This window comes from Paenibacillus sp. FSL H3-0321 (assembly GCF_038002865.1).
In the GTDB taxonomy this organism is placed as follows: Bacteria; Bacillota; Bacilli; order Paenibacillales; family Paenibacillaceae; genus Paenibacillus_AQ.
The window spans coordinates 2,330,718-2,356,927 of record NZ_JBBODH010000001.1; the positions used below are offsets into that span (position 1 = coordinate 2,330,718).

24 protein-coding genes are annotated in these 26,210 nt (G+C 49.0%); 4 read left to right on the forward strand and 20 right to left on the reverse strand.

Going from position 1 to position 26,210, the window contains the following annotated elements:
• Positions 1–254 precede the first annotated feature (254 nt).
• The 9 genes from bshC to MHI45_RS10360 form a co-directional block, all read right to left on the reverse strand.
• Positions 255–1,886, reverse strand: coding sequence for a bacillithiol biosynthesis cysteine-adding enzyme BshC (gene bshC / locus MHI45_RS10320; protein WP_341119042.1), 1,632 nt, complete (start codon positions 1,884–1,886; stop codon positions 255–257).
• A gap of 218 nt (positions 1,887–2,104) precedes the next feature.
• Entirely contained in the window at positions 2,105–3,025 is a 921-nt protein-coding gene (locus tag MHI45_RS10325; RefSeq protein ID WP_340896960.1) for an ABC transporter ATP-binding protein, read from the reverse strand.
• Complete coding sequence (locus MHI45_RS10330; RefSeq protein WP_038595381.1) at positions 3,022–4,017, reverse strand: ABC transporter ATP-binding protein; 996 nt, start codon at positions 4,015–4,017, stop codon at positions 3,022–3,024. The genes MHI45_RS10325 and MHI45_RS10330 overlap by 4 nt, the downstream gene beginning before the upstream one ends.
• Before the next feature lie 13 nt (positions 4,018–4,030).
• Positions 4,031–4,978, reverse strand: coding sequence for an ABC transporter permease (locus MHI45_RS10335; protein ID WP_076109038.1), 948 nt, complete (start codon positions 4,976–4,978; stop codon positions 4,031–4,033).
• 2 nt (positions 4,979–4,980) lie between these two features.
• Entirely contained in the window at positions 4,981–5,913 is a 933-nt protein-coding gene (locus MHI45_RS10340) for an ABC transporter permease (RefSeq protein ID WP_038595383.1), read from the reverse strand.
• A gap of 216 nt (positions 5,914–6,129) precedes the next feature.
• The gene (locus MHI45_RS10345; protein WP_340896959.1) at positions 6,130–7,851 is read right to left on the reverse strand and encodes a peptide ABC transporter substrate-binding protein; all 1,722 of its coding nucleotides are present in this window, start codon (positions 7,849–7,851) and stop codon (positions 6,130–6,132) included.
• A gap of 151 nt (positions 7,852–8,002) precedes the next feature.
• Positions 8,003–8,389, reverse strand: a complete 387-nt coding sequence (locus tag MHI45_RS10350) for a DUF3397 domain-containing protein (protein ID WP_076109036.1) — start codon at positions 8,387–8,389, stop codon at positions 8,003–8,005.
• A gap of 6 nt (positions 8,390–8,395) precedes the next feature.
• Positions 8,396–9,355 carry a ketopantoate reductase family protein gene (locus MHI45_RS10355; RefSeq protein ID WP_340896958.1) on the reverse strand — a complete coding sequence of 320 codons (960 nt, stop codon included), beginning with the start codon at positions 9,353–9,355 and terminating at the stop codon, positions 8,396–8,398.
• A 131-nt stretch (positions 9,356–9,486) separates the two neighbouring features.
• Positions 9,487–10,137 carry an RsfA family transcriptional regulator gene (locus tag MHI45_RS10360; RefSeq protein ID WP_038595388.1) on the reverse strand — a complete coding sequence of 217 codons (651 nt, stop codon included), beginning with the start codon at positions 10,135–10,137 and terminating at the stop codon, positions 9,487–9,489.
• A 346-nt stretch (positions 10,138–10,483) separates the two neighbouring features.
• Here MHI45_RS10360 and MHI45_RS10365 point away from each other — a divergent pair, with 346 nt between their 5' ends.
• Both MHI45_RS10365 and MHI45_RS10370 read left to right on the forward strand, forming a co-directional pair.
• Positions 10,484–10,720 carry a DUF2626 family protein gene (locus MHI45_RS10365; protein ID WP_340896957.1) on the forward strand — a complete coding sequence of 79 codons (237 nt, stop codon included), beginning with the start codon at positions 10,484–10,486 and terminating at the stop codon, positions 10,718–10,720.
• 169 nt (positions 10,721–10,889) lie between these two features.
• Positions 10,890–12,023 (forward strand): coiled-coil domain-containing protein, encoded by a 1,134-nt coding sequence (locus MHI45_RS10370; RefSeq protein WP_340896956.1) that lies wholly within the window; start codon positions 10,890–10,892, stop codon positions 12,021–12,023.
• Here MHI45_RS10370 and MHI45_RS10375 read toward each other — a convergent pair.
• Together MHI45_RS10375 and MHI45_RS10380 are read right to left on the reverse strand one after the other, a co-directional pair.
• Complete coding sequence (locus MHI45_RS10375; protein ID WP_340896955.1) at positions 12,015–13,247, reverse strand: sugar ABC transporter substrate-binding protein; 1,233 nt, start codon at positions 13,245–13,247, stop codon at positions 12,015–12,017. The two genes, MHI45_RS10370 and MHI45_RS10375, sit on opposite strands and share 9 nt — an antisense overlap.
• 658 nt (positions 13,248–13,905) lie before the next feature.
• Positions 13,906–15,237 carry a PhoH family protein gene (locus MHI45_RS10380; protein ID WP_341119043.1) on the reverse strand — a complete coding sequence of 444 codons (1,332 nt, stop codon included), beginning with the start codon at positions 15,235–15,237 and terminating at the stop codon, positions 13,906–13,908.
• A gap of 105 nt (positions 15,238–15,342) precedes the next feature.
• Here MHI45_RS10380 and MHI45_RS10385 point away from each other — a divergent pair, with 105 nt between their 5' ends.
• Positions 15,343–15,912, forward strand: a complete 570-nt coding sequence (locus MHI45_RS10385) for a YhcN/YlaJ family sporulation lipoprotein (RefSeq protein WP_341119044.1) — start codon at positions 15,343–15,345, stop codon at positions 15,910–15,912.
• Between the two features lie 36 nt (positions 15,913–15,948).
• Here MHI45_RS10385 and MHI45_RS10390 read toward each other — a convergent pair whose 3' ends face one another.
• From MHI45_RS10390 to MHI45_RS10415, 6 genes are all read right to left on the reverse strand, one after another.
• A complete protein-coding gene (locus MHI45_RS10390; RefSeq protein ID WP_341119045.1) occupies positions 15,949–16,404 on the reverse strand; it encodes a pyridoxamine 5'-phosphate oxidase family protein in 456 nt (151 codons plus the stop codon).
• Positions 16,405–16,502: 98 nt separating this feature from the next.
• The gene (locus tag MHI45_RS10395) at positions 16,503–17,594 is read right to left on the reverse strand and encodes an LCP family protein (RefSeq protein ID WP_341119046.1); all 1,092 of its coding nucleotides are present in this window, start codon (positions 17,592–17,594) and stop codon (positions 16,503–16,505) included.
• 83 nt (positions 17,595–17,677) lie between these two features.
• Entirely contained in the window at positions 17,678–17,974 is a 297-nt protein-coding gene (locus MHI45_RS10400; protein ID WP_038595398.1) for a YlaH-like family protein, read from the reverse strand.
• Positions 17,975–18,222: 248 nt separating this feature from the next.
• A complete protein-coding gene (gene typA / locus MHI45_RS10405; protein ID WP_038595399.1) occupies positions 18,223–20,067 on the reverse strand; it encodes a translational GTPase TypA in 1,845 nt (614 codons plus the stop codon).
• Between the two features lie 251 nt (positions 20,068–20,318).
• Positions 20,319–20,831: a hypothetical protein gene (locus MHI45_RS10410; RefSeq protein WP_076109027.1), complete on the reverse strand. Its 513-nt coding sequence runs from the start codon at positions 20,829–20,831 to the stop codon at positions 20,319–20,321.
• Between the two features lie 314 nt (positions 20,832–21,145).
• Positions 21,146–21,805 (reverse strand): TerC family protein, encoded by a 660-nt coding sequence (locus tag MHI45_RS10415; protein ID WP_340896950.1) that lies wholly within the window; start codon positions 21,803–21,805, stop codon positions 21,146–21,148.
• Positions 21,806–21,974: 169 nt separating this feature from the next.
• Here MHI45_RS10415 and MHI45_RS10420 point away from each other — a divergent pair, with 169 nt between their 5' ends.
• Positions 21,975–22,670, forward strand: a complete 696-nt coding sequence (locus MHI45_RS10420; protein ID WP_340896949.1) for a TerC family protein — start codon at positions 21,975–21,977, stop codon at positions 22,668–22,670.
• A gap of 71 nt (positions 22,671–22,741) precedes the next feature.
• Here the strand turns inward: MHI45_RS10420 and thiI are convergent, their stop codons facing one another.
• From thiI to MHI45_RS10435, 3 genes are all read right to left on the reverse strand, one after another.
• Positions 22,742–24,028 (reverse strand): tRNA uracil 4-sulfurtransferase ThiI, encoded by a 1,287-nt coding sequence (thiI, locus tag MHI45_RS10425; RefSeq protein WP_076109024.1) that lies wholly within the window; start codon positions 24,026–24,028, stop codon positions 22,742–22,744.
• A 3-nt stretch (positions 24,029–24,031) separates the two neighbouring features.
• Positions 24,032–25,183: a cysteine desulfurase family protein gene (locus MHI45_RS10430; RefSeq protein ID WP_076109023.1), complete on the reverse strand. Its 1,152-nt coding sequence runs from the start codon at positions 25,181–25,183 to the stop codon at positions 24,032–24,034.
• A 177-nt stretch (positions 25,184–25,360) separates the two neighbouring features.
• A complete protein-coding gene (locus MHI45_RS10435) occupies positions 25,361–26,071 on the reverse strand; it encodes a lytic transglycosylase domain-containing protein (protein ID WP_076109022.1) in 711 nt (236 codons plus the stop codon).
• Positions 26,072–26,210 lie beyond the last annotated feature (139 nt).

A 26,210-nucleotide genomic window follows, 5' to 3' on the forward strand; every position in this document is an offset into this window, starting at 1 on the left:
TATAAGTTGAACTTTAGATTTACTGATCCGGCATTAGAACGCAACTGCGGTGAATGTTTGGACTTCCGGCCGCTGTTGTCTACAGATTTCTTGATTAATACCGCTCTTAGCGGTAGAAATCCGTAGACAAAGGCGGTCGCTATCGCTCCTACAGTTCCAAACTTCCCCTCCGCTGCTTTAGCCTCTAGCTAGTTCTTTAGTTCAACTTATATAGCTTCGAACAAAAATTCCTTCGTAAGCTTACTTCTTTTTCCCTACATATAAATAATACGGTGCGTTCCGCTGAAGTCGGCGGGTATGGTCATCAGTTCATCCAGCCAAGCCGGGCCGTAGCGATTCAAGTAATACATCATATTGTATACTCTTTCCTGCGGCTTTCCCAGCGGCATGAGTGACAGCTCAATCCGTTCCCATTGGCGGAGCGCAGCTTCATTTTGTTTCTCCATGGCATCCTGGGCTTTTCCCTGTAAAAATGCAATCTGATCCAGGATCTTCTCTTTATTGTTATTGCCTAATTTAAGCAGACCGGCCTGAATCGTTCCGAGCTGTTCGATCAACGGCTCATACATGGCGGAGAAGGCTTCCTTCGTTTCCTCGAACCGGCGGCCAAGCTCGAGTTCATCCTGGGCGGTGATCCATTCTTTCCGTTTCTGTTCAAGCCCTTGTCTCACATCCTCGAAGGAGAGGCTGTATTTATTCATATGCTTATGCAGTGTTCCTTCTATGACAGTAAAAGACATGCGCGGAAGGATCAGCGGCATCTGTCCGCCGACAACTTCAAAGGCATTGCGTGGAATGGCCCAATAGGCCAGTTCCCCTTGTCCCAATACCGTGGCCAGAACCGGCAGGACATAATCCTGCATAAGCGGGCGTGTCAGCACATTGTTGCTGAACCGTTCAGGATGGTCTTCAAGCACTGCCAGCAATTCCTCCGGTGAGAAGGAGACGGCACCCTTGCGGTCAGTATATCGCCCATCCGCCTTATGCAGCAGCAGCCGCGCACCTTCATGTATATAGAAAAGATTCGCATTGCCGGAGGTCACATCTGCCTGCAGCTCATATCCTCCGTCAACTATACGCATTGCCGATTGTTTGTAGGCTGCTTCCAGCTCACCATTGCGTTCAATCAGTTTGGCAAAAAACGGCTTCTCCAGCTTGCGCAGTTCCGGATCGGCAGAATCCAGCAGAATCAGGCCGAATTTGCCGAATAGCGAACCGATCAGTTTGGCAAAAGCATCGCTCATGCTGCCCGCCATTCGTGACGATTCACGGATAAACTCCATGATTTGCGGTTTGAATTCACTTTCTTGAAGCAAGCCAGCCAGCTCGGCAATGACCTGCTCCCATCCCGATTCTTCTACCTTAATATCACTGACAGACGAACGGGGGCCATCAGCTTTGTCCAGCTTGATTCTGGTGATCTCCCCGGTGCGGTTTAAGACAAATGTATGATTAACCTCGTCCCAGTCATGATCTTCACCGGCAATCCAAAAGAGCGGCACAACCGGCCGTCCAAGCTGGGCTGCAGCTTCTTTTGCCGCCTGGATGGTAGTGATCGCCTTATATACGACAAACAGGGGACCTGTAAACAGGCCGCTTTGCTGCCCCCCGGTCACCACCAGCGTCCCTGGCTGTTCCAGCAGCGCCAGAGCATTCGTTACCGCAGAATGGGGATTATGCTGTTCGTTATAGAGCCGTAAGGCTGAAGCAATCTTAGTACGGTCGGCACGCTGATGTTCATTTGCATCCAGCCACGCCGCCCGTTTCTCTCGGCTGTCTTCATTTCTGAAATCCCCGCCGTACAAATGCTCTACCGTTTCATAACGGTCTATATAGTCGCGTGCGAGCGCAGATCCGCCCGGGATCGGTTCCGGTACTACTTCCATGTACTAATGCCTCCTGTTCAGCTATGCCTGCTATATGTAATCACAAGTTCGTAAACTCTTTATGATTGTATCCAATGTAAGTGTTGGCGTCAAAAAATAACTTAAGATTCTTATTACAAATAAAGTTCCCTATACAAAAGGGGGCCGTGCCATAAGCCATTGTATGACTTGTGCCACAACCCCCTCTGTTTCAGTTATAAAAGAGAGCTTTGCTTGCCTTAAGCGAATGCTTTAGCAACAAAATGCCCCTTGGATACTTCTACAAGCTCAAAATCGGCGTCATTGCTCTTCTCGTTAGCCGAGTAAATCGGGCTGCCAAGCTCATCATGCAGATGAATACGTTTCTTGTTGACTTCAATTTCCGGATCGGGAACTGGAATCGCCGACAACAGCGATTTCGTGTACGGGTGAAGCGGGTTCGCATAAAGCTCTTCGCTTTCTGCAAGCTCAACCATTTTACCCAGGTACATTACCGCCACACGGTCACTGATGTGCTTAACCATGGACAAATCATGCGCGATAAAGAGATAAGTAAGTCCAAGACGGTCCTGCAGTTCTTTGAGCAGGTTGACAACCTGTGCCTGAATGGACACGTCAAGTGCGGAAATCGGCTCGTCGCAGACGATAAACTTAGGGTTTACCGCAAGTGAGCGGGCAATCCCGATACGCTGGCGTTGGCCGCCGGAGAATTCATGCGGATAGCGGGTAGCATGGTCATGGTTAAGTCCAACCATATCCAGCAGCTCTTCAATCCGTTTCTTGCGTTCTGCACGGCTTCCGGCCATCCCATGGATGTCCAGTGCTTCCCCGATAATATCGGACACCGTTAGACGCGGGTTAAGTGAAGCATACGGATCCTGAAAAATCATCTGCATGTCACGGCGCAGCGCCTTCATTTTGCCCGCGGATAATTTATAAATATCAGTGCCATTATACTTTACGCTTCCTGCAGTCGGTTCATACAAACGAAGAACCGTACGGCCGGCAGTAGTCTTTCCGCATCCGGATTCCCCAACCATACCCAGGGTTTCACCCTCGCGGATCGAGAAATTAATATTATCAACAGCCTTAAGAACTTTACCTTTGCCTACATTAAAATATTTCTTAAGACCTTCAACTTCAATCAGGTTCTTACTCAAACGAACTGCACCTCCTTGGCCATCGAATGCAGATTCCAGCAACGCGCCATATGCGTTTCGCTGAACTCTGTTGCACCGGGATCGATTTGTTCGCAGACATGCATTGCTTCACTGCAACGCGCTGTGAACGGACAGCCGATCGGCGGCTTAATCAGATCCGGGGGAGTCCCGATGATCGGAATCAAAGGCTCACCCTTCTTTTGGTCCAGACGCGGCATCGACCGCAGCAACCCTCGGGTATACGGATGCTGTGGATTCTTAAAGATTTCCCATCTGGTACCTGTTTCCACCACTTCACCAGCATACATAACGATGACCCGGTCACACATGCCTGCAACTACGCCGAGATCATGAGTGATCAGGATGATGGAGGTCCCCAGTTTTTGCTGCATCTCTTTCATAACATCCATGATTTGCGCTTGAATCGTAACGTCAAGCGCCGTTGTCGGCTCATCTGCAATCAGCAGAGCCGGGCGGCAGGCCAGTGCAATGGCGATCATTACACGTTGGCGCATCCCGCCGGAGAATTCGTGGGGATATTGGTTAAAGCGAGCCTCCGCATTTTTGATGCCAACTAATTTCAGCATCTCAATACCTTGCTTTTTCGCTTCGGCCGCTGACATATTCTGATGTTTGATCAAAACTTCGGTTATCTGTTTGCCCACTTTGATAGTTGGGTTCAAAGAAGTCATCGGGTCTTGAAATATCATGCCAATATCTTTGCCGCGAATACTTTCCATTTGTTTCATGCTTTTGTTCAGCAGATTCTGTCCTTGAAAAATAATCTCGCCCTGTTTCACTTTGGAGGGCGGTGTAGGGATGAGCCGCATAATCGACTGCGCCGTAACGCTCTTACCACTGCCGGACTCACCGACAATGGCTACCGTTTCACCTTTGCCTACTTCAAAATTCATACCGCGGACAGCTTGTACTTCTCCACCTTTTACAAAAAAGGAAACATGCAGATCTTTGACTTGCAGAATGGGTTCCATCAATGTTCACCTCCTATTTCTTCAGCTTAGGATCCAGTGCATCACGGAGTCCGTCACCAAAAATATTAAAGGACAGCATGGTCAAGCTGATAACAAGCGCAGGGAAGATCATCCGCCAAGGATAGTACATCCAGCCTGTAAGGGAGTCATTGATCATGGAACCGAGTGAAGCTACCGGTGCCTGTACGCCAAGTCCGAGGAAGCTGAGGAACGCTTCGGAGAAGATCGCGCTCGGTACGGACAACGTTACGGTAACAATAATAGGTCCCATTGCATTTGGAAGCAAATGCTTGAACAGCAGGCGTTTCCAGTCAGCACCCATAGAGCGGGAGGCCAAGATGAATTCGCGGTTTTTGAGCTGCATAATTTCGCCGCGCACAATCCAGGACATATTGATCCACCCGGTAATGGTCAAGGCAAGTATAATCGTCCACAGACTCGGTTCAAATACCACAAGCAGCATGATTACTACGAGCAGATAAGGAATCGAATATAAAATTTCGGAGAACTTATTCATTACTGTATCGATGCGTCCACCGAAGAATCCCATGATCCCACCGTAAATTACACCAAAGATTAAGTCGATCATCGCAGCGGCAAGGCCGACAATCAGCGAGATCCGGGCACCCATCCAGGTGCGGACAAATACATCGCGTCCAAAATCATCCGTTCCAAACAAGTGATCCAAGGATGGTTTCTTGTTTGTACTCATCAAATCATTCGAATCATAAGTATAAGGAACCAAATGCGGAGCAACAATGGCCATAATGACAATCAAGATCATAATAACCAGCGCAACCATAGCTATTTTGTTCTGGCGCAGACGCTGCCATGCATCCTGCCAAGCGGAAAGGCTTTCGCGCTGAATCACTTCCGCTTCCTTCTCATCAATGCCGATTTTACGGAAATCTTCGGGCTTCAGGTCCACATGTGGAGCAACAGTATTATTATTTGCAGCCAACGTTAATCCTCCTTTCCTCCAGCAAGTTTAATACGTGGGTCAACAGCAACATAAGCGACATCCGTAAGGAAACGTGCGACCATCAAGATTACACCATAGAATATGGTGATACCCATAATAATCGGATAGTCACGTGTGTTAATCGCTTGAACGAACTGTTTACCGATACCGCCGATACCGAAGATTTGTTCAATGACAACAGAACCGGTGATAATGTTCGCGGTCATCGGTCCCACATAAGTAATTACCGGCATAATACCGTTGCGCAACACGTGGCGGGATAAAATCGACATCCAGCTGAGACCCTTCGCCTTTGCTGTCTTGATGTAATCGGCATGAAGCACTTCAAGCATGCTGGAACGGGTAAGACGTGCAATGACTGCAATCGGCGACGCCGTCAGTGCCATAACCGGGAGGAAATAATTCATCGGTCCTTTAAAGCCCATGACAGGGAAAATTTTCCAGTGATAGGCCAGCAAATATTGCAGCAATGAAGCCACAACAAAGCTCGGTACCGCAATACCGAGAACAGCCAATATCATTGCGACATTATCGATCAATTTCCGGTGATGCAGAGCCGCAAGCATCCCTAGCCCTACACCTATAATAATCGCTACAATAATAGCCACAACCCCAAGCTTCAGTGATGAAGAGAAGGTTTGTGAAATAATATCTGTTACTTCCTGGTTAAGCATTTTCATTGAAATGCCCAGGTCACCTTTAATAATATTCTTCAAATAAATTACGTACTGCTCAAAGACGGGCTTGTCCAAATTATACTGCGCGTATAGACGCTGCAAAATTTGTTCAGGAATTTTCTTTTCTGCTGTGAATGGATCTCCGGGAATCGCCTTCATTAGGAAAAAGGTCGCAGATATCAATACAAACAGGGAAATAATCATGTGGAGAAATCTGTTGAAAATATAACGAACCATGCCCGCCATCACCTCCTTCGACAATATTTTTACTTACCTATTCTAAGGAAAAAATACTCATTTGTCCATTTAATCAAATTGTTATTTTTTCCAAATAATCTCATTTACTATCCCATACAAAAAAAAGGGATATATATGGAGTTCCACATATATATCCCGAAGTAATATAAAAACCTTCAGATATTATATTACTATATTTTGTTGCAAGCATTACTCTTAGTGTTCGAGCAAGTAAGCGCGGCTCAGGTCGACTGCACCGCTGAAGTCAAGAGTTACACCTTTAAGGTACTCTTTAGTCAACGAGTTGTTTGTGTAGTAATAGATCGGAATCAGAATCATATCATCCATAATCATTTTTTCTGCAGCAGCAAACTTCTCTTGACGAACAGCATTGTCTGAAGATTTTTTAGCTTCGTTGATCAGTTTGTCATACGCTGGGTTGGAGTAACCAGTATCATTGTTACCGCCGCCAGTTACCCACATATCAAGGTAAGTCATTGGATCATTGAAGTCCGCGGACCAGCCGGCACGTGCTACTTGATAGTTCAGGTTGTGTTTGTCTTCGATGAAGACGCCCCACTCTTTGTTTGCAAGCTTAACATCAACGCCGAGGTTCTTTTTCCACATATCAGCTACGGCTACAGCGATCTTTTGGTGGCCTTCACTTGTGTTGTAAGTAAGAGTGAAGCTCAGTTTATCCAAGCCTTCTTCTTTCAGACCTTCAGCAAGCAATGCTTTTGCGCCTTCAATATCTTCGCCGAAATACTGGGAATCAGCTACTTGTGTACGGAATTCTTGCTCATTGCTTTGGATACCAGGAGGTACGAAACCAAATGCTGGCAGTTGTCCACCCAGTGTGATGTTATCGATGATTGGCTGACGGTTGATACTCATAGCCAAGGCTTTACGGATTTTAGCATTTGTGAAAGGTTTTTCAGTTACATTGAACTGGTAGTAGTAAACGCTGGAAATACCTTTTCTTGCAAATTCTTTAGGGAATTCTTTTTCAACGATTGGCAGTTGCTCGGTTGGAATTTCACCAATTGGACCGCCAGCACGGTCAAGTTCGCCGTTTTTGTAACTCAAGAGTTCAGTTGCACCACTGTTTACGATGGAGAAGTTGATGCCTGCTGCTTTAATTTGATCTGCAGCATAGTACGATGGGTTCTTAGTTACAGCCAAAGATTGGCCAGTTGTCCACTCAGTCAAAGTGAAAGGTCCGTTAGTAATTTGGCTTTCAACCTTAGTTGCCCATTTTGGATCATTTGCAACGGAACTATGCACTGGGTAGTACGTATAGAAAGACAACAGACCCAAGAAATATGGTGTAGGGTTGTTCAATGTCACTTCAAGTGTTTTATCGTCAACTACTTTAATGCCAACTTGACTGAAGTCAGTGATTTTGCCACCGAAATAATCTTCAGCACCTTTGATGTAGAACAATTGGTATGCATATGGAGCAGCGTCTGTAGCATTTGGATCCAGGACGCGCTGCCAAGCAAAGGCGAAGTCTTTAGCTGTTACAGGGTCGCCGTTGCTCCATTTTGCATCACGAAGTTTGAAAGTATACACCAGGCCGTCAGGGGAGATTTCCCAGGACTCAGCAATACCTTCTTCAGCTTGCCCAGTTTCTGCATTTTGACGGGTAAGTCCTTCATACAACAATTTCAGGATAGCATTGGATGTGCTGTCTTGAGCTTGTTGCGGGTCAAATGTAGGAGGCTCGGAGCTCAGGTTGATCTTAAGCGTTTGGTCAGCAGCTAACTTCTCATCGCCAGTTGCGTTTCCTGTGTTCTTGTTACCTGCGTTGTCAGCCGGCGCATTGGTCGGGCTGGCATTTTTGCCATTGTTTGCATTGTTTCCGCCGCAGCCAGCAAGCACTGTGCCGATGACTAAAACTAATGCAATCATGAGCAATAGACTTTTACTCTTCTTCATCTAGCAGTTCCCCCTAAATAGAATGTGGTATATGGTTTATGATTATACAACCAGTGGTCAAAAAAATCTAGAGCAATGTTTTCTGAAAAACCGTTTTTTTTTAAAACTTAAAAGATTTGTGACATTGACGCTTCACCGAAGCAGTGGAACGTTACATCGCTTGTGATATGTATTGAATGAGGCCTACGACCAAAAACAGAATGTAACTAACGGTCATAAAAAAGAAAGTAAGCCGCCATACTGCCCGAAGTAACCGTTTTCCATCCACTTTTCCTTTTAAGCGATTTTGAGCCCCTCCAATCAATCCGGTGGATATTAATACAATAAGTAGTATAAGATAGAAGCCCCAACCCGAATCAAATATAATATTAAATAAGGCCGATACGGAAAGTAATAAAAATAATGTAGTCACGTCCATTGCCAGCAAAAAAGTGCTTTTCTTTTCTTTTTTGAGGCCTATTCCCGCAAAATAGACGATTAAAAAAGGAACAATCGGAATAACGCTTATAGTAATGAACGAATTCCGCAGAAATTCCAAACAGCCTCACCTCTCCCTCACAAGCATGCCTTCTACCATCCGGCAAATCCAGCGGTGTTGTGGAGCATCGATGCCACTCCGCTCCGCCATATCCACAATGCTCCCATTAATCCAGCGTATTTCCGTTGCTCTTGAGGACAACACATCGGCAAGCATCGATGAAATATTGCCGGCTGTTGCCCGGCAAACCTCCATTATGCCTTCCCAGGCGTTACTCTCAAGAGCAATACCGCAGGCTTCATATACGGCAATCGCTTCCTCATACAGCTCCTTCATCAAATGTATGCGCTGCTCGGCAGCGAGCAATTCACCGTTCGGTACGCGCCAGATCGCTGTAAGAGGATTGATCACAGCATTGATTAGAAGCTTCCGGTAAATCATGGTATCCACTTCTTTCGACATAGAGGCGGAGAATCCTGCTGCTGTGAGCGTTTCAATGAAACTAATTAGCGAGGATGGACCATGAGTAGTATTGCTGTCGCCAACCTTCCCTATACATATTTCTCCTCTCCCTGCATGAACAACCTCGGTTAATGTTTTTCTTTTGGCTGCCTCAGTGGTTACCGCTGCCCAAACTGCTGCTTGTGGCAGCAGCTCCTGCAGCAGCTCCAAATGGCCATAACCATTCTGAAAACACACCGCCTGAATCTTGCTCTGCTTAAGTGGAAGCAGTATCTGCGGGAATTCATTATGGAGTGCGTTCTGTTTGACCATGATTGCCATCCAATCCCCCGGATCGTGCAGATAAACTTCGGCAAATGTGTTCACAGATGCTGACTTAAACTTGTCGGGCGGAAGAAAAACCGGGGGTTGGCCATCCTCATAGCTTATTGTAATACCGCTCTCCTCCAGCGCCCTGCTCTGTTCTTCACTTCGGCACCAGAGTCTGACCTCGGCTCCGGCGCCGATAAGTTTTCCTGCCAGCAGCAAACCAAGTGATCCCGCGCCAATAATATCAATTTTCACGCCGCGCCTCCGCACCCTTCCAATAATTTCCCTCATTATATCCGCAGGCTCCCGCAAATGCAAAAAACAAAAAACCGCAAACACTGTGCCCGAAGGCAGCTTTGTTTGCGGGTCATACCGTTGCTTAACCTTTATTCCATACGTTCGAGATTGCCATTGGCATCCATTTTGAACCGAGTCTTCATTTCCTCTTCTTCTTCATTAAGGAAGGCAAGTCTGCGGGCACGGTCCATAATCTGAATCAGTGCCTTGTAATCATCGTTTACCACACGGTAATCACTTTGGGCGAGGTTAACTTCCTTTGATAACCGCTCATTTTCCACCCTGAGCTCGGATAATTCATCTTCCTTCTCCCGCAGATCTCTTTCCAGCATCTTCAGCTGGCGTCCCGCCTCCTGAAAGGTTCCTTTCCACTGTCTGAGGAAACGGATAACCGCATCAATGGATAACGAATTTTCGTTCAAGCCTTCGCTTCGTCCATATTCTTCTTCAATGTCCCCGAGAATCAATCCTGCTACCTGTGCTCCCCTGTTCATCGGCTGTTTTTTCAAATAGCTCCGCTTCTGGCGCTGGCCTTTGGCGATGCCAATTGCATCCTCATAGCTTTTGCGGACACAACTGTTCCAGCGAAATCCGCATGCCGCCGAGGTCCTGCCGATTTTTTCTCCCACCTCTTCAAAAGCAGCGAGTTGCGTACTGCCTTCCCGGATATGACGCAGCGTTATTTCTGCCAAAATCAAATCATCTTCAGCACTCCAAGCATCTTGTCTAACGGCTGTCATAAAGCCTAACCCTCCTAACAACATCATGAAATAACCATCTTCATAACCGGCAGCTCCGCCGGGTAGTGAATAGGATAAAAGCTGCTTACTCCATTTCTATGCCTCTGATAGAGTTCATAGAATCTATTTGATACTAAATTGTATTTCCATTTTGCTTAAACATCATACGCACATTGCTATAATTTCTAATTTCTCTTGCTAAACACATATGTCAATGTCAAAAATTATATTAATTTAAAAAACAAAGGTTTTTTTCAATGAATTCGTTTACAGTCTTTTGTCCAGGAGGTATAATTAATCCAAAGAAGTCATATTCGGGAATCATTCTAAGAAGGGGGACACTCTCTTGGACCGCATGTTTCGCGTATTGGGGTTTTTCACGCTCGTAATCGGGCTGATGGCTTTTGCCGGGGATTTCACCGAGATGGCCTTACTCTTCTTCTTGCAAACCGCCTTTTTTGTAATACTTGGCTATCTGAAGTTTACAGAAAAGACCTACATCATGTTGTTCTGGGGATACATGATTGTTACATTTACCGGCTTCAGCTACTGGACGATCTTTCAGATGGGGTTGCCGCTATAATGGCTATTGGCCAATCAAACGGAAGTCAAATCCTTAGAAATAAGGACGACTTCCGTTTTTTGTTTGTCTTTTTGTAGGCCGGGAGGTGGAAAACAGGGTATGATATTTTAGCAGGACAAAACATATTAATAGTACATACCTATTCTATTTTGCCAAAGGTGGTGGTGTAGTGCTTTCCCGCAATATTTTAAGCCGAAGGTTCGCCTTCCTGCTCATTCTGCTTCTCTGCACGATGCTGCCGCTGACCTCCGCGGCCTCGCTTTCCATGGGCTCTAGTGCTGCCGCCGTCTCCTCTCCTCCTGATTTTCCCGATAACGAAGAGACCCGCAGGCTGCTGGAGCAGACGTTGTCCTCTGCTGAAATCGAACGTGAGATCCTTAGAATTACCGCGGAGCAAAAGGTTCTCGAGAAGAAGGTTTCGCTCCTCAGTAAACAAGCAGCAGAAAAAGAAGCAGCTATCGCGGATCAACAAGAACGTGCCGGAGCTGTCATTCGTTCTTATTATATGGGGGACAGAGATAGTCTGCTGGCTGCTCTGCTCTCCGCTAAAAGTATCAGCCGGATGCTTGCCCTGTACGATTATTACGAGATTATTATTGGGCAGGACCGCGATATCCTTGATCAGTATGAAGAGCAGTACAAAGATATGAAATCCACGATAACAGCTTCGCTGCGCAGCAGCAAGGAGCTTGAGGAGCTTAAAACGGCTCTTACCGAACAAAAAACGCGGGTTGCCGCGTTAAATGAGGAGATTGAAGGAGGAATCAGTGCCAGCAGCGATCCGGAGAGCATGAGCGCGCTGCTGAACGAATTTACGAGGTATTGGGAGAACATTGGTATCCATGAAGTGAAAACCTATTTCAAGGCTTTGTCATCGGCTATGAATCATCTGCCGCAATTTGTCCAGAGCAAAAGCGGGATGCTGACCCGTAAAGGAATGACCTATACCCTTGCGCTGAAGGAAGAGGATCTTAATACCTTTCTGATCTCACAAAATGAGCTGTTTAAGGATTTCGCTTTTCATTTCAACAAGGGGCAGGTGACTGCTTCGGGAACCAGCGGCGGCTTGACGCTTACCCTGACCGGTCATTACACGATTGAAAACGAGCCGGTTAACGGGCTCATGTTCCATGTCGACAATGTAGTATTTAATGGCCTGGAGCTGCCTGATTCCACCCGCCAGTCACTGGAGGAAGAATTCGATCTAGGGTTTTATCCGGAGAAAATCGTCTCACTTTTGCATGCGACTGAAGTAGAGAGCAAAGAAGGCGTGCTTTATGTAAAGCTCTCCATCTCATTTTGAGGTTGCTGCCAGCGCTTCCTGGTATCCTGCGGCATCCAGCTTACCGGTGAGCAGCATTGCCACCGCCGTGGAGAGCTCACTCCAGCTGCCAACCGGTCTTTCCTCGGTGATGGCTTCGTCTGTCAGCAGCACCCCGGAGTCAAAAGGAAGCCTATCCATCTCCGGAAGTCCCGAACGGTAAAGCTCATCCAGCGCAGGCAGACGCCCCGTGTTCTCCAGCCATTCCAGCTGCGCGGAGCTTGAGGTAATATAGGCGAGCCATTTCACCGCCGCCTCCGGGTTGCTCGACTCTGCAGGAAGAGCGAAGAAACGGCTGTACATTGCCTCATAGCCTTTACTGCTCCCGCCAGGCAGCAGCACTTCCACAGCCAGCGATGAGTTCCCGTGCTTCTGGAATTCAGAGAGCGGAAGCGCAGCAACGGCGACCTTTCCCTCCTGTAGCATATTCCAGATCTCTTTATTATACCGGCTAGTCAGGTAGAAGGAGCTGCGGGCGTTCTGGGTCCACTCCAACATTGCCGCATTCTCTGAAGTCAGGCTGGCCCCCATACTTTCCAGGACCGCAGAGTAACCATAGGGATTACGGGTATCCATAGCCAGGATATATTGTTCCTGATCCTGTTTTTCTCGGAGATGCTTCAGCAGCCCGCTCCACTGCTCCAGACTTTTCGGCGCTTCCGAAAGGCCCAATTCGGCAAGGCGCGCCGGAGAATACACCAGTACGTAAGGATCAATATCGAGCGGAACTCCCCAATCATATCCATTCCACTGCATTTGCGGAATCAGCAGGGTCAGCGGGGCGCTGCCGGGAACGCTCTGGTAGACATCCACCGGTAGTAAATATCCCCGGGTAGCCAGATCGGAAATATTGCGGCCATCGGTCATCACAATATCCGGACTGTCGCCTGTAGTCAGGTCCTGCTTCAGCACTTCAGCCGATTCCTCGCTGTCCACATTGCTCAGTACGACTTCAATCCCGCTCGACAACGTATAGTTCCTGCTGATCCGTTCCAGCTCACGCAGCTCTTCGCTGCTCAGCGAAACGCGAATCCGCAGGCTTTGCACATTTCCTGTCTCTCCCGAATCCGGGCGCTCTGATTGATCGAGCGGCAACTTCTGCGGACGGGTGCGTTCACTGGTGTCCAGCTCCATGCTGGGTGACAAGCTTGTCAGCGCAAGCAGCAGTATCGCAAACAGCAGCCAATAGTTTTTGCGTCTCAGCATTTCTTTTCCCCTCCGGTCTAAACACTTGTCCCCCTATTTTACCAGATGATTCTTTGATTGTCTGTGTTAGCTGAAAACGTTCTCTTTCTATTATATAGGTGTGAACGGTGGAGGCCTCAAGACACTTGCGATATAATGTTGCATTACAAGAAAGATTTGGACTTCCGATCGCTGTTATCCTCAGATTTCCTGATTCTATATAAGTTGAACATTAAATTTACCGATCCGGCATAGAACGCAACTGCGGTGAATGTTTGGACTTCCGGCCGCTGTTGTCTACAGATTTCTTGATTTATACCGCTCTTAGCGGTTGAAATCCGTAGACAAAGGCGGTCGCTATCGCTCCTACAGTTCCAAACTTCCCCTCCGCTGCTTTTGCCTCTAGGTAGTTCTTTAACTTATATAATTCCGCCTGCAGCGGAAGAAATCCGAGGATAAAGGCGAACGCTAGCGCTTCTCCAGTTCCAAACTTTCTCTCCATTCCATTATCGCGTATAAGCTCTGAAACCTCCGCCGTTCAGGGGGCAGGCAAAAAGCCGGGAGACATTGATCTCCCGGCTTTGCGGCGTTGCTTATCATGATTTGGCTGCGCGGTGCCGGTATGTCTCGCAGCTACTTTATTTTGTCACTACAGCAGCCGGCTGACAAATGCCGGCGATTACAGTAAATCGGCGGCCAGCTGGGCCAGGCGGGAACGCTCACCTTTTTCCAGTGTGATATGACCGCTGATCCCTTCCTGCTTAAACTTCTCGACAATATAGCTGAGCCCGTTGCTCGCTGCGTCGAGATACGGATGGTCGATCTGCTCTGGGTCGCCCATAAGAATAACCTTGCTGCCTTCCCCGGCTCTGGAGACGATGGTCTTCACCTCGTGGCGGGAAAGGTTCTGGGCTTCATCAATAATGATAAACTGCGAAGGAATGGAACGTCCGCGGATATAGGTGAGTGCCTCCACCTGGATGCTGCCGAGGCCCATAAGTATTTTATCAATATCCCCGGACTTCTTCGTATCAAACAGAAATTCCAAATTATCATAAATCGGCTGCATCCACGGACGCAGCTTCTCATCCTTCTCCCCGGGCAAATATCCGATATCTTTACCCATCGGCACAACCGGCCGGGCGATGAGCAGCTTCTTGTAGCGGTGCTCATCCTCCACCTTGAACAATCCGGCAGCAAGCGCCAGCAGCGTTTTGCCCGTTCCTGCCTTGCCGGTAATAGTTACCAGCGGGATGTCATCGTTCAACAGCAGCTCCAGCGCCATCCGCTGCTGGGCATTACGGGCACTGATACCCCACACCGCATCATTGCCCAAATAGAGCGGTTCAAGGCGTGTGGCGTCGCTGTTCACTTTGAGCAGAGCAGATTTGCCGCTGCCGATCTCATCCTTCAGAATTACAAATTCATGCGGGTAGAGCGCATAGGACAGGGGCAGTTGTTTGACGGACAGGAAACGGTGGCTGTAATATTCATCAATCAGCGAAGGATGGACCATCAGTGACTGGTAGCCGGTATACAGCTCGTTCAGATCACCTGTACGGTCAGATAAATAATCCTCCGGTGTAATGCCAAGCACATCCGCTTTGATGCGGACAAGTACATCTTTACTTACGAGTACCACAGGGCGTGGTTCAGCTTTCTCGTTCTCCTCATGAAAATAATTGAGCGCTACAGCCAATATCCGGTTGTCGTTGGATACCTCACCGAACATTTCCTGTACCTTTACGAAGCTGCGGTGGTTAAGCTCCACCTTCAGCATGCCTCCATGTTCCAGAACCACACCGCTATGCAGGTGGCCCAGTTCCCGGAGTCCGTCTAACAATCGTGACACGGTGCGGGCGTTGCGGCCGATTTCATCGGCATTACGCTTCTTGGAGTCGATCTCTTCCAGAACCACGGCCGGAATGACTACTTCATGCTCCTTGAAAGCAAAGATCGAATTGGGGTCGTGCAAAAGCACGTTGGTGTCTAGTACAAATATCTTTTTCATGCTATCCCCTCCACAGCGCCTGGTTTGATTGATCATACATAACTCTTTTCAGCAAGGGCAAGATAAAGTAAAGAACTGATTTCTGACTGAAAGGAGTAAGCACATATGAGAAAATCAATGTGTCTGTTGCTGGTACTGCTGCTGCTGACAAGCTGCGGTATCGCTAATAAAGAGACATCACCCTCTCCTCAGGATAAACAATCGGCCAAGGCTTTAAGCAGCCAGGGAAACCGCGAGGTACGGTCATTGTCTAATGACGATAATATGGCCCCTTACGCGGAAGCCGGACAAGCTTCTGACGGCAAGGGGGAAAGCGATGTTGCACTCAAGGATCATTTTGAACAGCTGGCCCAAAGAGTTCCAGGCGTCAACGGTGCCCACTGTGTCGTAATGAACAATGTCGCCGTGGTTGGCATTGATGTTGACGGGAAGCTGGAACGTTCGCGTGTCGGAAGCATCAAATATTCAGTGGCTGAAGCCATCCGTAAAGATCCGCGTGGCGTCAATGCCTTCGTCACTGCCGATATGGATATCTCCAACAGACTGAACGAAATGGGCCGTCATATCTCTAAGGGAAATCCGGTGTCCGGCTTCGCTGCAGAAATGGCGGATATCATCGGCCGCATCATACCGCAGCTGCCAGAGGATACCAAGCCGAAAGGCAACAATCAATAACTTGATTCTTTGGACAAAAAAAGCCTAGTGAGATCCTCACTGGGCTTTTTGCATGGCGGCAAATACTTGGCCGTCCAGCTTCTCAGCCGCACGCGCATCGTATACCTTAGCATATTTTGGAGCGGACTCCAGCTGCGCGCCATAGAACAGCGCGTTGCGTACCGCTTCAATTTCTACATCAAAACAGCACATCTTGAAGGGAACATCCTGCAGCGGATCCTGCCTCACAACAGCACGCCCATTAATGGCATGAACGGTGCCCTCGCCAAAAACTGTTACGGTTACCATTGGATTCACCTTCATGTTGTTCACAAGTCTGGAGCGGTGGTCTACCGCCAGACGCACGATAGAAGGGCTCACTGCATAAATCCAGGAAATTGCCGTAGACGTAGGGCCTCCGGATTCCGCATCAACAGTGTTAAGTAGGACAAACGTTTCCGACTGCAGCATCGATAGCAAGGTTTCATTGAGCTGAGCAACGGCTTCGGACATAAGTACAGGCCCCCTATGCGGCAAATGTGCGTTCACTTTATTATATTATAGCACACGCCCAAACTTGCATTCAATTTAGAGTTGCTTCCAGACCTTCGTTAAGGAGCAGTAGACTCTGAGGCAGCGGAGGAAACCCCGGAAATCCGGTCCTGCAGGCTTTTCTTTGCCGCTTCAAGCTCTTTATCGTTAATATATACATACGGGCTGCGCCAGGTTCCGGTCACCGGCACAAATTCAATATTCTCTTTAGATATTTTCCAATAAGTAGAAATCAAGCTTTTGATCTGTGCATTCTCAATATCACTTTGCATGTTGTCGCCCACAGCGTCAAAAACCTTGCCTATTTTGAGCACCCCTCCAAGGGACTGCATTTGTCCAACCAGTCCGTTCAATACCTCGTTCTGGCGTTTATTGCGGTCAAAGTCATCGGAAGCCTGGGTCCTTGGACTACAGTTGGACTTGCGGTAACGCACATAATCGAGCGCCTCATCCCCATCCAGCTTGGCCGGACCCTTCTTCAGATTAATATCTGTTCCGTCCACACTGTCCGTATAGCACATGTCGGCGCTGATGTTGACATCTACTCCATCAAATTCGTCCACAATATCACGGAAGCCTTGAAAATCGAGCACGGTGACATAATCGACATCAATGTCCAGATATTTGCTCATCATCGTCTTCATCTCATCCTCAGCTAGAATGCCTGAGGTTTTCTCCTTGCTCTTGAAGCGGGGGTAAAACGCATTGATCTTGGTCTTCTTATAACCGCTCAGCTCGACGTAAGTATCCCGCGGAAGCGAGACAATCGTCGCCGAATGCGTCTTAGGATTCAGTGCAGCAACCATAATAACATCCGTGAGATTGGACGGATGCTTCGGGCGGTTGTCGGTTCCCAGCAGCAGCATAGTCAGCGGCTTAGACGAAGCAAGCTGGCTGTCCTGGACGGGCTGGTCCACTCCAAATCCTCCCTGCTCGAACTTATAGTACAGAAACCCTACGTAACCCAGCACAGCCAGGATCGCAACCAGAAGGATAATTAATAGCATTTTTCCCAAACGGGCTGCAAATCCCCGTTTCTTTGCTTTTTTCTTGCCCTGTTTTCCAGGAGCAGCCTTAACCTGCTGCCCTCTGCCCGTTTGTTGGGGTCCAGCGGGTCTTCTTGGAGGTAAACTTCCCTTGCTTGTACTCATAATAGAATAAGGTCCTTTTCATTTCGCATAGATTAGGTTGATTTATACTTACTATAGACGATTTCAAACGGTAAAAGTTGCGGTTATTGTCTTTTGGCTGCTGCAGCAGCCTTGCGCTTCTGCCGGGCCTCCACAAAATAACGGACCCGCACGAGCAGCATAAGTCCTACAGCCACCAGCAGGCACTGAATGATCGGCAGTTTGTCATGCTGAAAAATCAGCAGCATGCCTGAGCCGAGTGCCATCATCAGATAGAGCACGATTTCTTTACCAATGGGGAGCTTCTGATTCACGCGGAATACACGGTTATACACATAAGTCAGCAATATAAAAATGACAATATAGGCCACAATAGGATGCTCCGCAAACCATCTCTGCACAGCTCACCACTCCTCCCAAGGTATGTATCGCTTACATTATATCATCCCCGGGAGCTTTAATCCGCAAATAATCCCTGCAATTTAAAAGATCGCCTCACAAGTGGAAACGGCTTCGCCGTCCTCAAAAGGGCGGTATCCGTTTCAGCGAGAAATAGAAAGATAATTTATAGTGTGAAGCATATAAATTTTTATATTTAAACAAATACAAGCCGCCGGATTCAACATCCGGCGGCTTGTTCTATATCAGCTTAGGCCTGGCTGGCTTGTGCTGACTTACGCTGCTTTTCTACACGTTCACGCTCGCCCTTGTTCAGGATCTTCTTACGAAGACGAACAGATTTCGGGGTGATTTCACAATATTCGTCATCGTTCAGATACTCAAGCGCACCTTCCAGAGAGAACATCCGTGGGGTCTTCATTTTTACCGTTTCATCCTTCGTAGCAGAACGCACGTTGGTCAGTGCTTTTTCCTTACAAATGTTAACGATAATATCGTTATCACGGGTATGCTCACCGACGATCATACCTTCGTAGATTTCTGTTCCTGGCTCCAGGAACAGAATACCGCGGTCTTCTACGCCCATCATACCGTAGAACGTTGTACTTCCGGTCTCACTGGACACCAGCACGCCCTGATGACGTCCGCCAACCTGGCCGCCGATCAGTGGAGCATAGCTGTCAAAGGCATGGTTCATTACACCATAGCCGCGTGTCAGCGTCAGGAAGTGTGTATTGTAGCCAATCAGGCCGCGTGCAGGAATCAGGAATTCCAGACGAACTTGACCAGTACCGTGGTTGATCATGTTGACCATTTCGGCTTTGCGGCTGCCCAGGCTCTCCATTACGGCGCCCATGCTTTCTTCCGGAACGTCAATCATCAGACGTTCAAGCGGCTCCATCTTGGCTCCGTCGATTTCTTTGACGATAACCTCAGGCTTAGAAACCTGCATTTCATAACCTTCACGGCGCATATTCTCGATCAGGATACCGAGGTGAAGCTCACCGCGTCCGGATACGATAAAGGCGTCAGGAGAATCCGTTTCATCCACACGCAAGCTGACATCTGTTTCGAGCTCTTTGAACAGACGCTCGCGCAGCTTACGAGAAGTTACCCATTTGCCTTCTTTACCGGCAAACGGACTGTTGTTCACGAGGAACGTCATTTGCATCGTAGGCTCATCGATCTTCAGAACCGGAAGAGCTTCAGGATGCTGCGGATCGGCAATCGTCTCACCGATGTTGATATCCTTGATGCCGGCGATAGCAACGATGTCACCTGCGCCCGCTTCTTCGGTTTCTACGCGCTTGAGGCCCTGGAAGCCGAACAGCTTCTCGATCCGTGCCGTCTTGCTCTTACCGTCACGCATAATAACAGTTACGGATTGGCCTTGCTTGATAACACCGCGGTTTACACGTCCGATGGCAATACGGCCAAGGTATTCATTGTAATCCATCAGCGTAACAAGGAACTGCAGAGGTTCTTCAACTTTTTCAGTCGGAGCCGGGATATGCTCAACAATGGTTTCATACAGAGCAAGCATGTTGTCATCCTGTTTCTCAGTATCCATGCTCGATGTGCCGTTTAGTGCGGATGCATAAACTACTGGGAATTCCAGCTGATCGTCACTGGCTTCAAGCTCAATGAACAGATCCAGCACTTCATCAATAACTTCCTTCGGACGTGCAGCCGGACGGTCAATCTTGTTCACTACAACGATTGGTGTCAGGTGCTGTTCCAGCGCTTTGCGCAGAACGAACTTCGTTTGCGGCATGCAGCCTTCATAGGCGTCAACAACAAGCAGTACACCATCAACCATCTTCATGATCCGTTCCACTTCGCCGCCGAAGTCAGCATGGCCCGGGGTATCTACAATGTTGATCAAGAACTCTTTATAGGTAATTGCTGTATTTTTGGCTAGGATGGTGATTCCGCGTTCCCGCTCCAGGTCGTTCGAGTCCATAGCACGTTCTTGCAGGTGCTCATGCGCGCTAAAAATTCCTGATTGCTGCAAAAGCTGATCGACAAGTGTTGTTTTACCATGGTCAACGTGGGCAATGATCGCAATGTTGCGAATATCTTTTCTTGAATGCATGATTTGTATCCAAATCCTCTCATTTATCAAATTAAAAATGTTTAAATTTATAGCATGTCACGGCAGTCTCACAAAAGAAGCGCCTGGCAGAAAGCCGACGCTCCAACATTCCTTAATATTATAGTGAAAGCACTATGAAAAGCAAGTCTTTTTCTGAAAAAACGATTTCCAACTTCGTTTAATTTTTCTAATTCCGCGTCAGGCCATTTTTTCCTTGAGAAGATCCGCAAATTTCACAGCAGCCGGTTCACTCACCAGCCCCCGTTCCACTTCTTGCGGCTTCCCGGTTTTCCGCGCCCGGCCATCAGCCAAATCCCGGCAGCAATCAGTACCGCACCTAACAAATACAACGCTCCTGTGCCCAGCAGACTGAAGATAAACAGCACCAGACTCAGTGCTCCAAGTATGACAGACGTAGTCATCAGACCACCGGTCCGCGCCGAAGAATACAGCGAATATTCATACAGCCCGACAGCGATGCCGAACAGCAGCAACGGCCACAGATGAGTCATAAGCCCCCAGCCCCAGGTATTGCATAACCCGAGCAGCAATCCATACACAGTCAATATTCCGGCCGGAATCAACACGGTTGCCGAAGCGCGGCGGCTGAAGAAGAGCACATGCAGGAACAGGCCTGGAACCAGTATCACGAGTGGCCATAAGGCCCGCCCGAGAAACCCGAACACCCCCAGCTTTCCGAATAGAATCACAATGCCGGCGGCGGCAATAAAAATACCCAGTTTCATGTCGTTTTTGGAAGACATCAATCACCCATCCCTTCAAATTCACGTCTATTCCTTGCCTCGTCACTTCGAAAGTTCAATTTCCTGCGACAGGATTCCCTTTATATTTTATCTGAAAAATAAATAAAACACCATCATTCTTCATATTTTAGGAGATGACAAGTGGAAACGGCTTCACGGTCCTCAAAAGGACGGTATCCGTTTCAGCGAGAAATAAAAGGATAATTTATAACGTGAAGCATATAAATTTTTATATTTTGAAAAAGCTGCTCAGTCTAAAGAGGCTGCGCCCCAGCTTATCCAGCTTTTGGCACAGCCTCTAGTATTGCCGCTTCTTAACCTGCGGATACGGTCCTCCGCTTAATCAAACCGGACAGGACAACGAGAACACCAAGTGCAAGCGGCAAAACCGAGTGTAAAGACGGCAGCATAAAGGAGAGCACCGCACCAAACTTGGCATCCTGCAGCAGCATTTCTCCAGCAGTATGGGCGAGTATGTAGGCGCCGATGAAGACAAGCACAGGAAACCGGTGCAGCCAGCCGACGATAATACCGCTTCCCCAGACGACGATCGGAATGCTTAACGCGATCCCGATGACGATCAGGGCCAAATCACCCTTGGCTACTCCCGCAATCGCCAGCACATTGTCGAGACTCATGATAAAGTCAGCCAACAGAATGGTGCGGATGGACCTCCACACGGTAGAGCTTTCCTCCACCCTAACCTCCTCTTCCTCCTCCAGCAGCAGCTTGAAGGCAATCCATAGCAGCAGAATGCCTCCGCCCGCTTCAATATAAGGGATTTTCAGCAGCAGCACTGCCGCAAACGTCAGCACACACCGAAGAATGACAGCGCCCGCAGCCCCCCACCAGACAGCAGTTTTGCGGTTCTTCTCCGGGAGATTTTTGCTGGCCATCGCTATGACCATCGCGTTATCTCCGCTCAGCACAAGATTGATCATCAATATTTCCCCAAGCAGCAACAAGGAATCCATTAGCTTTTACCTCCCCGGACTACATGTAATTACATGTATGTGGATTGGCGACAAGCTATGCTTCCTGTCCAGCTTTTTTACCGGCTGATGCATGTCCGGCCCCTTTTTTGCGTATACAAAACTATACCTATCTAATGCTCTGACCAACAAACTATGGGAGTGACCCGGCTTGAATACAACCGTTACCGATTTTATATTGCCATTGCTGAATATCGTCTTTCTTGATTTGATTCTGGCGGGGGACAACGCTATTGTCATCGGGCTAGCTGCACGGAATTTACCAGCAGACACCCAGAAAAAAGCCATTTTGCTTGGAACGGGCGGAGCCGTTGTGCTGCGGATCATCGCTACCATACTGGTTGTCTGGCTGCTGAAAGTCCCTTGGCTGCTGCTGTTCGGCGGGCTGCTGCTGATCCTGATTGCATACAAGCTGCTCAGCGGGGAAAATAACGATGCGGATATCAAGGCCGGAGGCACACTGTGGGCGGCTGTGCGGACAATTATTGTTGCCGACGCGGCCATGGGTCTGGACAATGTCATCGCCATTGCCGGAGCAGCCAATCACAATATCACGCTGGTTGTGGTAGGACTGCTTATCAGTGTACCCATTGTAGTCTGGGGCAGTACGCTTTTTATTAAGCTGATTAACCGGTATCCCTGGATTATTTACATTGGTTCCGCAGTGCTGGGGTACACCGCCTCCACCATGATTACCGGTGAACAGAAGCTCCAGCCTTTTTTTGAGCAGCACCCTCTGCTGCATGTACTCTTCATCATCCTTGTGATTGCAGGCATACTTGCTGCAGGGCACTGGAAACGGCGGCTGGAGCACAAAAAGATCCCGCATAGCGGAACCTCGGGCTAAGACATACCGTTTCATCAACAAAAACGGGGGTCCCAAAATCCGTCAACGGTTTCGGGCCCCCTGTTATTGTGTTAGAACCACTCTTCCTGCAGCCCGGCTTGCACCGGAACTACATCGCTTGGTTTCTCATCCCCGTAAGGCGTAATGGAAATCGTCTCTGTCCCCGCGACAGCTGCATCCAGCCGTGCGGCATATCCGGGCAATGTCGCTTCAATCTTGTCCACAATCCGCAGATTCGGGTTGGTCGTAGGCGATTTAGGCACAAATAGCGTGCAGCAATCCTCGTAAGGCAGGATAGATAGATCATACGTGCCGATCATTTGGGAAAGCTCGACAATCTCGCTTTTGTCCATCATGACCAGCGGCCGCAGCAGTGGCAGCGTTGTAGCGCGTCCGATGACATTCATGCTGGATAACGTCTGGCTGGCCACCTGCCCTAGACTCTCCCCGGTAACAAGCGCAAGCGCCCCTTCCCGTTCAGCCAGCCGGGTGGTAATCTTCAGCATCGCCCGCCTCATCAGCGTAATAATCAGGTTATCCTGGCCAATCCCCGTAAAAGCGGTCTGCACCTCCGTAAACGGAACGAGATGCAGCTTAATCACCCCGGCATAACGCGACAGCACCCGCGCAAGATCCACAACCTTCTGGCGGGCAAGCTCACTCGTATAAGGATAACTGTAGAAGTGGACACACTCCACTTCCAAACCGCGGCGCATCGAAGACCAGCCTGCCACAGGACTATCAATACCGCCGGACAGGAGGAGCATAGCCTTTCCGTTGGTTCCCAGCGGAAACCCTCCGACCCCGGGGATATTCTCACAGAAAATATAAGTGTGCCCCTCGCGGATTTCGATCTTGAGCTCCATCTGTGGTGATTTCACATCCACGATCAGGCCGGGATAGCCTTGCAGCAGAGGAGTCGAGATCAGCTTATTCATCTCGATGGAGCCATGCGGGAACTCCTTCCATACCCGGCGCGCGTTGACCTTAAAGGTAGTACCCGGAGCTGGGGCGATAATCTCCAGGAATGTCCGGCTGGCGGACAGGATATCGTCAAACTCCGATAAAGCGACCTTGACCGGACTAATAGAGGCGATGCCGAAGACATTCTTCAGCGACGCCGCCAGCTCGCCGGCCGGCGCACCGTTCAACTGCACATAAATCCGTCCGAATTCCTTGCTCAGCACCACATTGGGATAAGGCTTGACCATCTCCTTCACATGGCGCAGCACCGTCTTCTCGAACCGGGCCCGGTTCTTGCCCTTCAGTGTAAATTCCCCAAACCTCAGTATAAGCATATCTGCATATTCAATACTGCTTCCGCCGCTTATGGCAGTTCCAGTTTCCTGCTCTTTCATCGGTTATCTCATGCCTCCTTCAACAATCTTCAAAGCCTGTACAGCCTTAAGCAGCGCCTGCTCCAGCAGGGCAATATCAGCTTCCGTATGGCTGTCGCCAAGGCTAATGCGGATTCCGCCGAGTGCCGTGGAAACATCCCTGCCCATGGACAGCAGAATCCGGCTCGGCTCGGCCAGCCGCGAGGAGCAGGCCGAACGGGTAGATACGACCATCCCCAGTTCCTCCAGCTTACGGGCCAGCACCTCCCCCTTCATGCCGGGATAAGAGAAATGGACAATATGCGGAGCTCCGTCCTCCCTGCTGTTGACCTTCAATTCCGGGATGCCGGCCACAAACTTCAACAGCCGGTTGCGCAGCGGAATCATCACGTTGTTAAACTGTTCCCTCCGCTCGCCGCTCATGCGGACGGCTTTGGCAGAAGCCACAACCGCCGGCACATTTTCCGTACCGGCGCGGAGTCCGTTCTCCTGGGAGCCGCCAGTCAGCAACGGGAATAGTGTAACCCCTTCTCTTACATACAGCAGCCCTACCCCGCGCGGCCCGCGGATTTTGTGGGGGGACAAGCTGTACAGGTCAGCCTGCCACTCACCCAGTCTTGGCTCAAACCCGCTATAGCCCTGCACTCCGTCCACATGAAACAGTGTCCGGTGGTTGGCAGCCTTCACCAGCCGTCCAATCTCCAGCAGCGGCTGCACTGTTCCAACCTCATTATTGACATGCATCACGCTGACAAGTACAGTATCCCGGCGCACCGCAGCGGCAATACGGGAGGGCTCAACCATTCCTGAGCTATCCGGTGCTACAAAGGTGACCTCCCAGCCCATGTTTTGCAGCTGCAGGCAGCTCTCATAGACCGAAGGATGCTCTATTTCCGTAGTCACGATATGGCGTCCTCTGCTCTGATACTGCAGAGCTGCGCCTTTTACCGCAAGGTTGTTGCTTTCGGTAGCGCCAGAGGTGAACAGAATCTCCTGCGGATTCACTCCGAGCGCGGCTGCGCAGACTTCGCGTGAACGTTTGATAAGCCGGTCGGCTTCCGTACCTGCACGGTGCAGCGACGAGGGATTGGCATAATGCTGCTTCATAATCTGCTCCATCGTCTGCACTACTTCTTCATATGGGGGTGCGGCAGCGGCATAATCCCAGTACAGCATATATCGGTCTCTCCTTTGCTTGCTTCTGTGCTGATAAGCTCATGCGCGAGAATATAGAATAACTGATCCGGCTGAACTTATAAAGTCTTGGTGCCTGTACTTTCTTATATCCGGAAAAAAGGATCAAACGGGTCCCGCCACCAGAGTGGTCCAGACGACACCATTTGATCCTTTTTATTATACCCCGTACTCAGCTCGGGCGCGTTCTATTTTGAGAATATAGGCCTGGGTTTCCTCCGGAAGCTGGGAAAGCTTCTCCATCAGCTCCTGGTCACTGTTGACTCCGAGCTTGTTTACCCGTCCGGGACCGGCATTATAAGCGGCCAGTGCCATCTTCTCCTGCCCGTCAAAACGCTTCAGCTGATACGATAAATAACGTACCCCGCCGTCAATGCTCTGAGCCGGATCAAAGGGGTCGGAAACGCCGAGGCCATTCGCCGTGCCATCCATCAGCTGCATCAATCCCTTCGCTCCTGCCGAAGAAACGACATTGGGGTTGAACGAGGATTCCGTATCGATTACTGCCTTGATCAAGTCAACCGGAACACCATACTTCGTACTGGCCGTCTGAATCAGCTCTTCATAATCGGTGGGCTTGGTTTCCGTTATTTCCCCGGAAATTGCGTTATAGGAATCGCTTGTCCCTCCAAGCTGCTGCCACAGCAGAACGCTTAGGGAGGAGCTGTCTCCAAGGGGATTCAGTGCAGTGGCGCTGTCCTTATCCCCCGACTGCAACGTCCGCTCCTGCAGCAAAGCGGAAAACTCCGCTGACGTTGAACCCGATACTTCACTGGAATTTTTTCCTGTTTCACTTTTGAGGCTTGAACTTCTTAAGTTCACCCATCTTAGTTGCCCAACTCCGCTCCCTGAAGCCGGATTGATCGCCATATTGCACTTTCCTTTCCTTCTGCTGATCCTCTATATAAAATTCCTAGCCTTAAAGAAACTCAATTTAAATTTAAAATACGACTTTATTTTACAGTCGAATCATAATAATTGCTATATGCTGACATGAAAAAACAGACTT

Bases quoted from the DNA above. Each gene is read 5' to 3' on its own strand.
- bshC (WP_341119042.1), bottom strand. From the start codon at position 1,886: ATGGAAGTAGTACCGGAACCGATCCCGGGCGGATCTGCGCTCGCACGC.
- MHI45_RS10330 (WP_038595381.1), bottom strand. From the start codon at position 4,017: ATGGAACCCATTCTGCAAGTCAAAGATCTGCATGTTTCCTTTTTTGTA.
- MHI45_RS10430 (WP_076109023.1), bottom strand. From the start codon at position 25,183: ATGCTGTACTGGGATTATGCCGCTGCCGCACCCCCATATGAAGAAGTA.
- MHI45_RS10390 (WP_341119045.1), bottom strand. From the start codon at position 16,404: ATGTCCGAAGCCGTTGCTCAGCTCAATGAAACCTTGCTATCGATGCTG.
- MHI45_RS10375 (WP_340896955.1), bottom strand. From the start codon at position 13,247: ATGCTGAGACGCAAAAACTATTGGCTGCTGTTTGCGATACTGCTGCTT.
- MHI45_RS10360 (WP_038595388.1), bottom strand. From the start codon at position 10,137: ATGACAGCCGTTAGACAAGATGCTTGGAGTGCTGAAGATGATTTGATT.
- MHI45_RS10380 (WP_341119043.1), bottom strand. From the start codon at position 15,237: ATGAAAAAGATATTTGTACTAGACACCAACGTGCTTTTGCACGACCCC.
- MHI45_RS10395 (WP_341119046.1), bottom strand. From the start codon at position 17,594: ATGAGTACAAGCAAGGGAAGTTTACCTCCAAGAAGACCCGCTGGACCC.
- MHI45_RS10410 (WP_076109027.1), bottom strand. From the start codon at position 20,831: ATGTCTTCCAAAAACGACATGAAACTGGGTATTTTTATTGCCGCCGCC.
- MHI45_RS10385 (WP_341119044.1), top strand. From the start codon at position 15,343: ATGAGAAAATCAATGTGTCTGTTGCTGGTACTGCTGCTGCTGACAAGC.
- MHI45_RS10340 (WP_038595383.1), bottom strand. From the start codon at position 5,913: ATGGTTCGTTATATTTTCAACAGATTTCTCCACATGATTATTTCCCTG.
- typA (WP_038595399.1), bottom strand. From the start codon at position 20,067: ATGCATTCAAGAAAAGATATTCGCAACATTGCGATCATTGCCCACGTT.
- MHI45_RS10415 (WP_340896950.1), bottom strand. From the start codon at position 21,805: ATGGATTCCTTGTTGCTGCTTGGGGAAATATTGATGATCAATCTTGTG.
- thiI (WP_076109024.1), bottom strand. From the start codon at position 24,028: ATGAAAGAGCAGGAAACTGGAACTGCCATAAGCGGCGGAAGCAGTATT.
- MHI45_RS10345 (WP_340896959.1), bottom strand. From the start codon at position 7,851: ATGAAGAAGAGTAAAAGTCTATTGCTCATGATTGCATTAGTTTTAGTC.
- MHI45_RS10435 (WP_076109022.1), bottom strand. From the start codon at position 26,071: ATGGCGATCAATCCGGCTTCAGGGAGCGGAGTTGGGCAACTAAGATGG.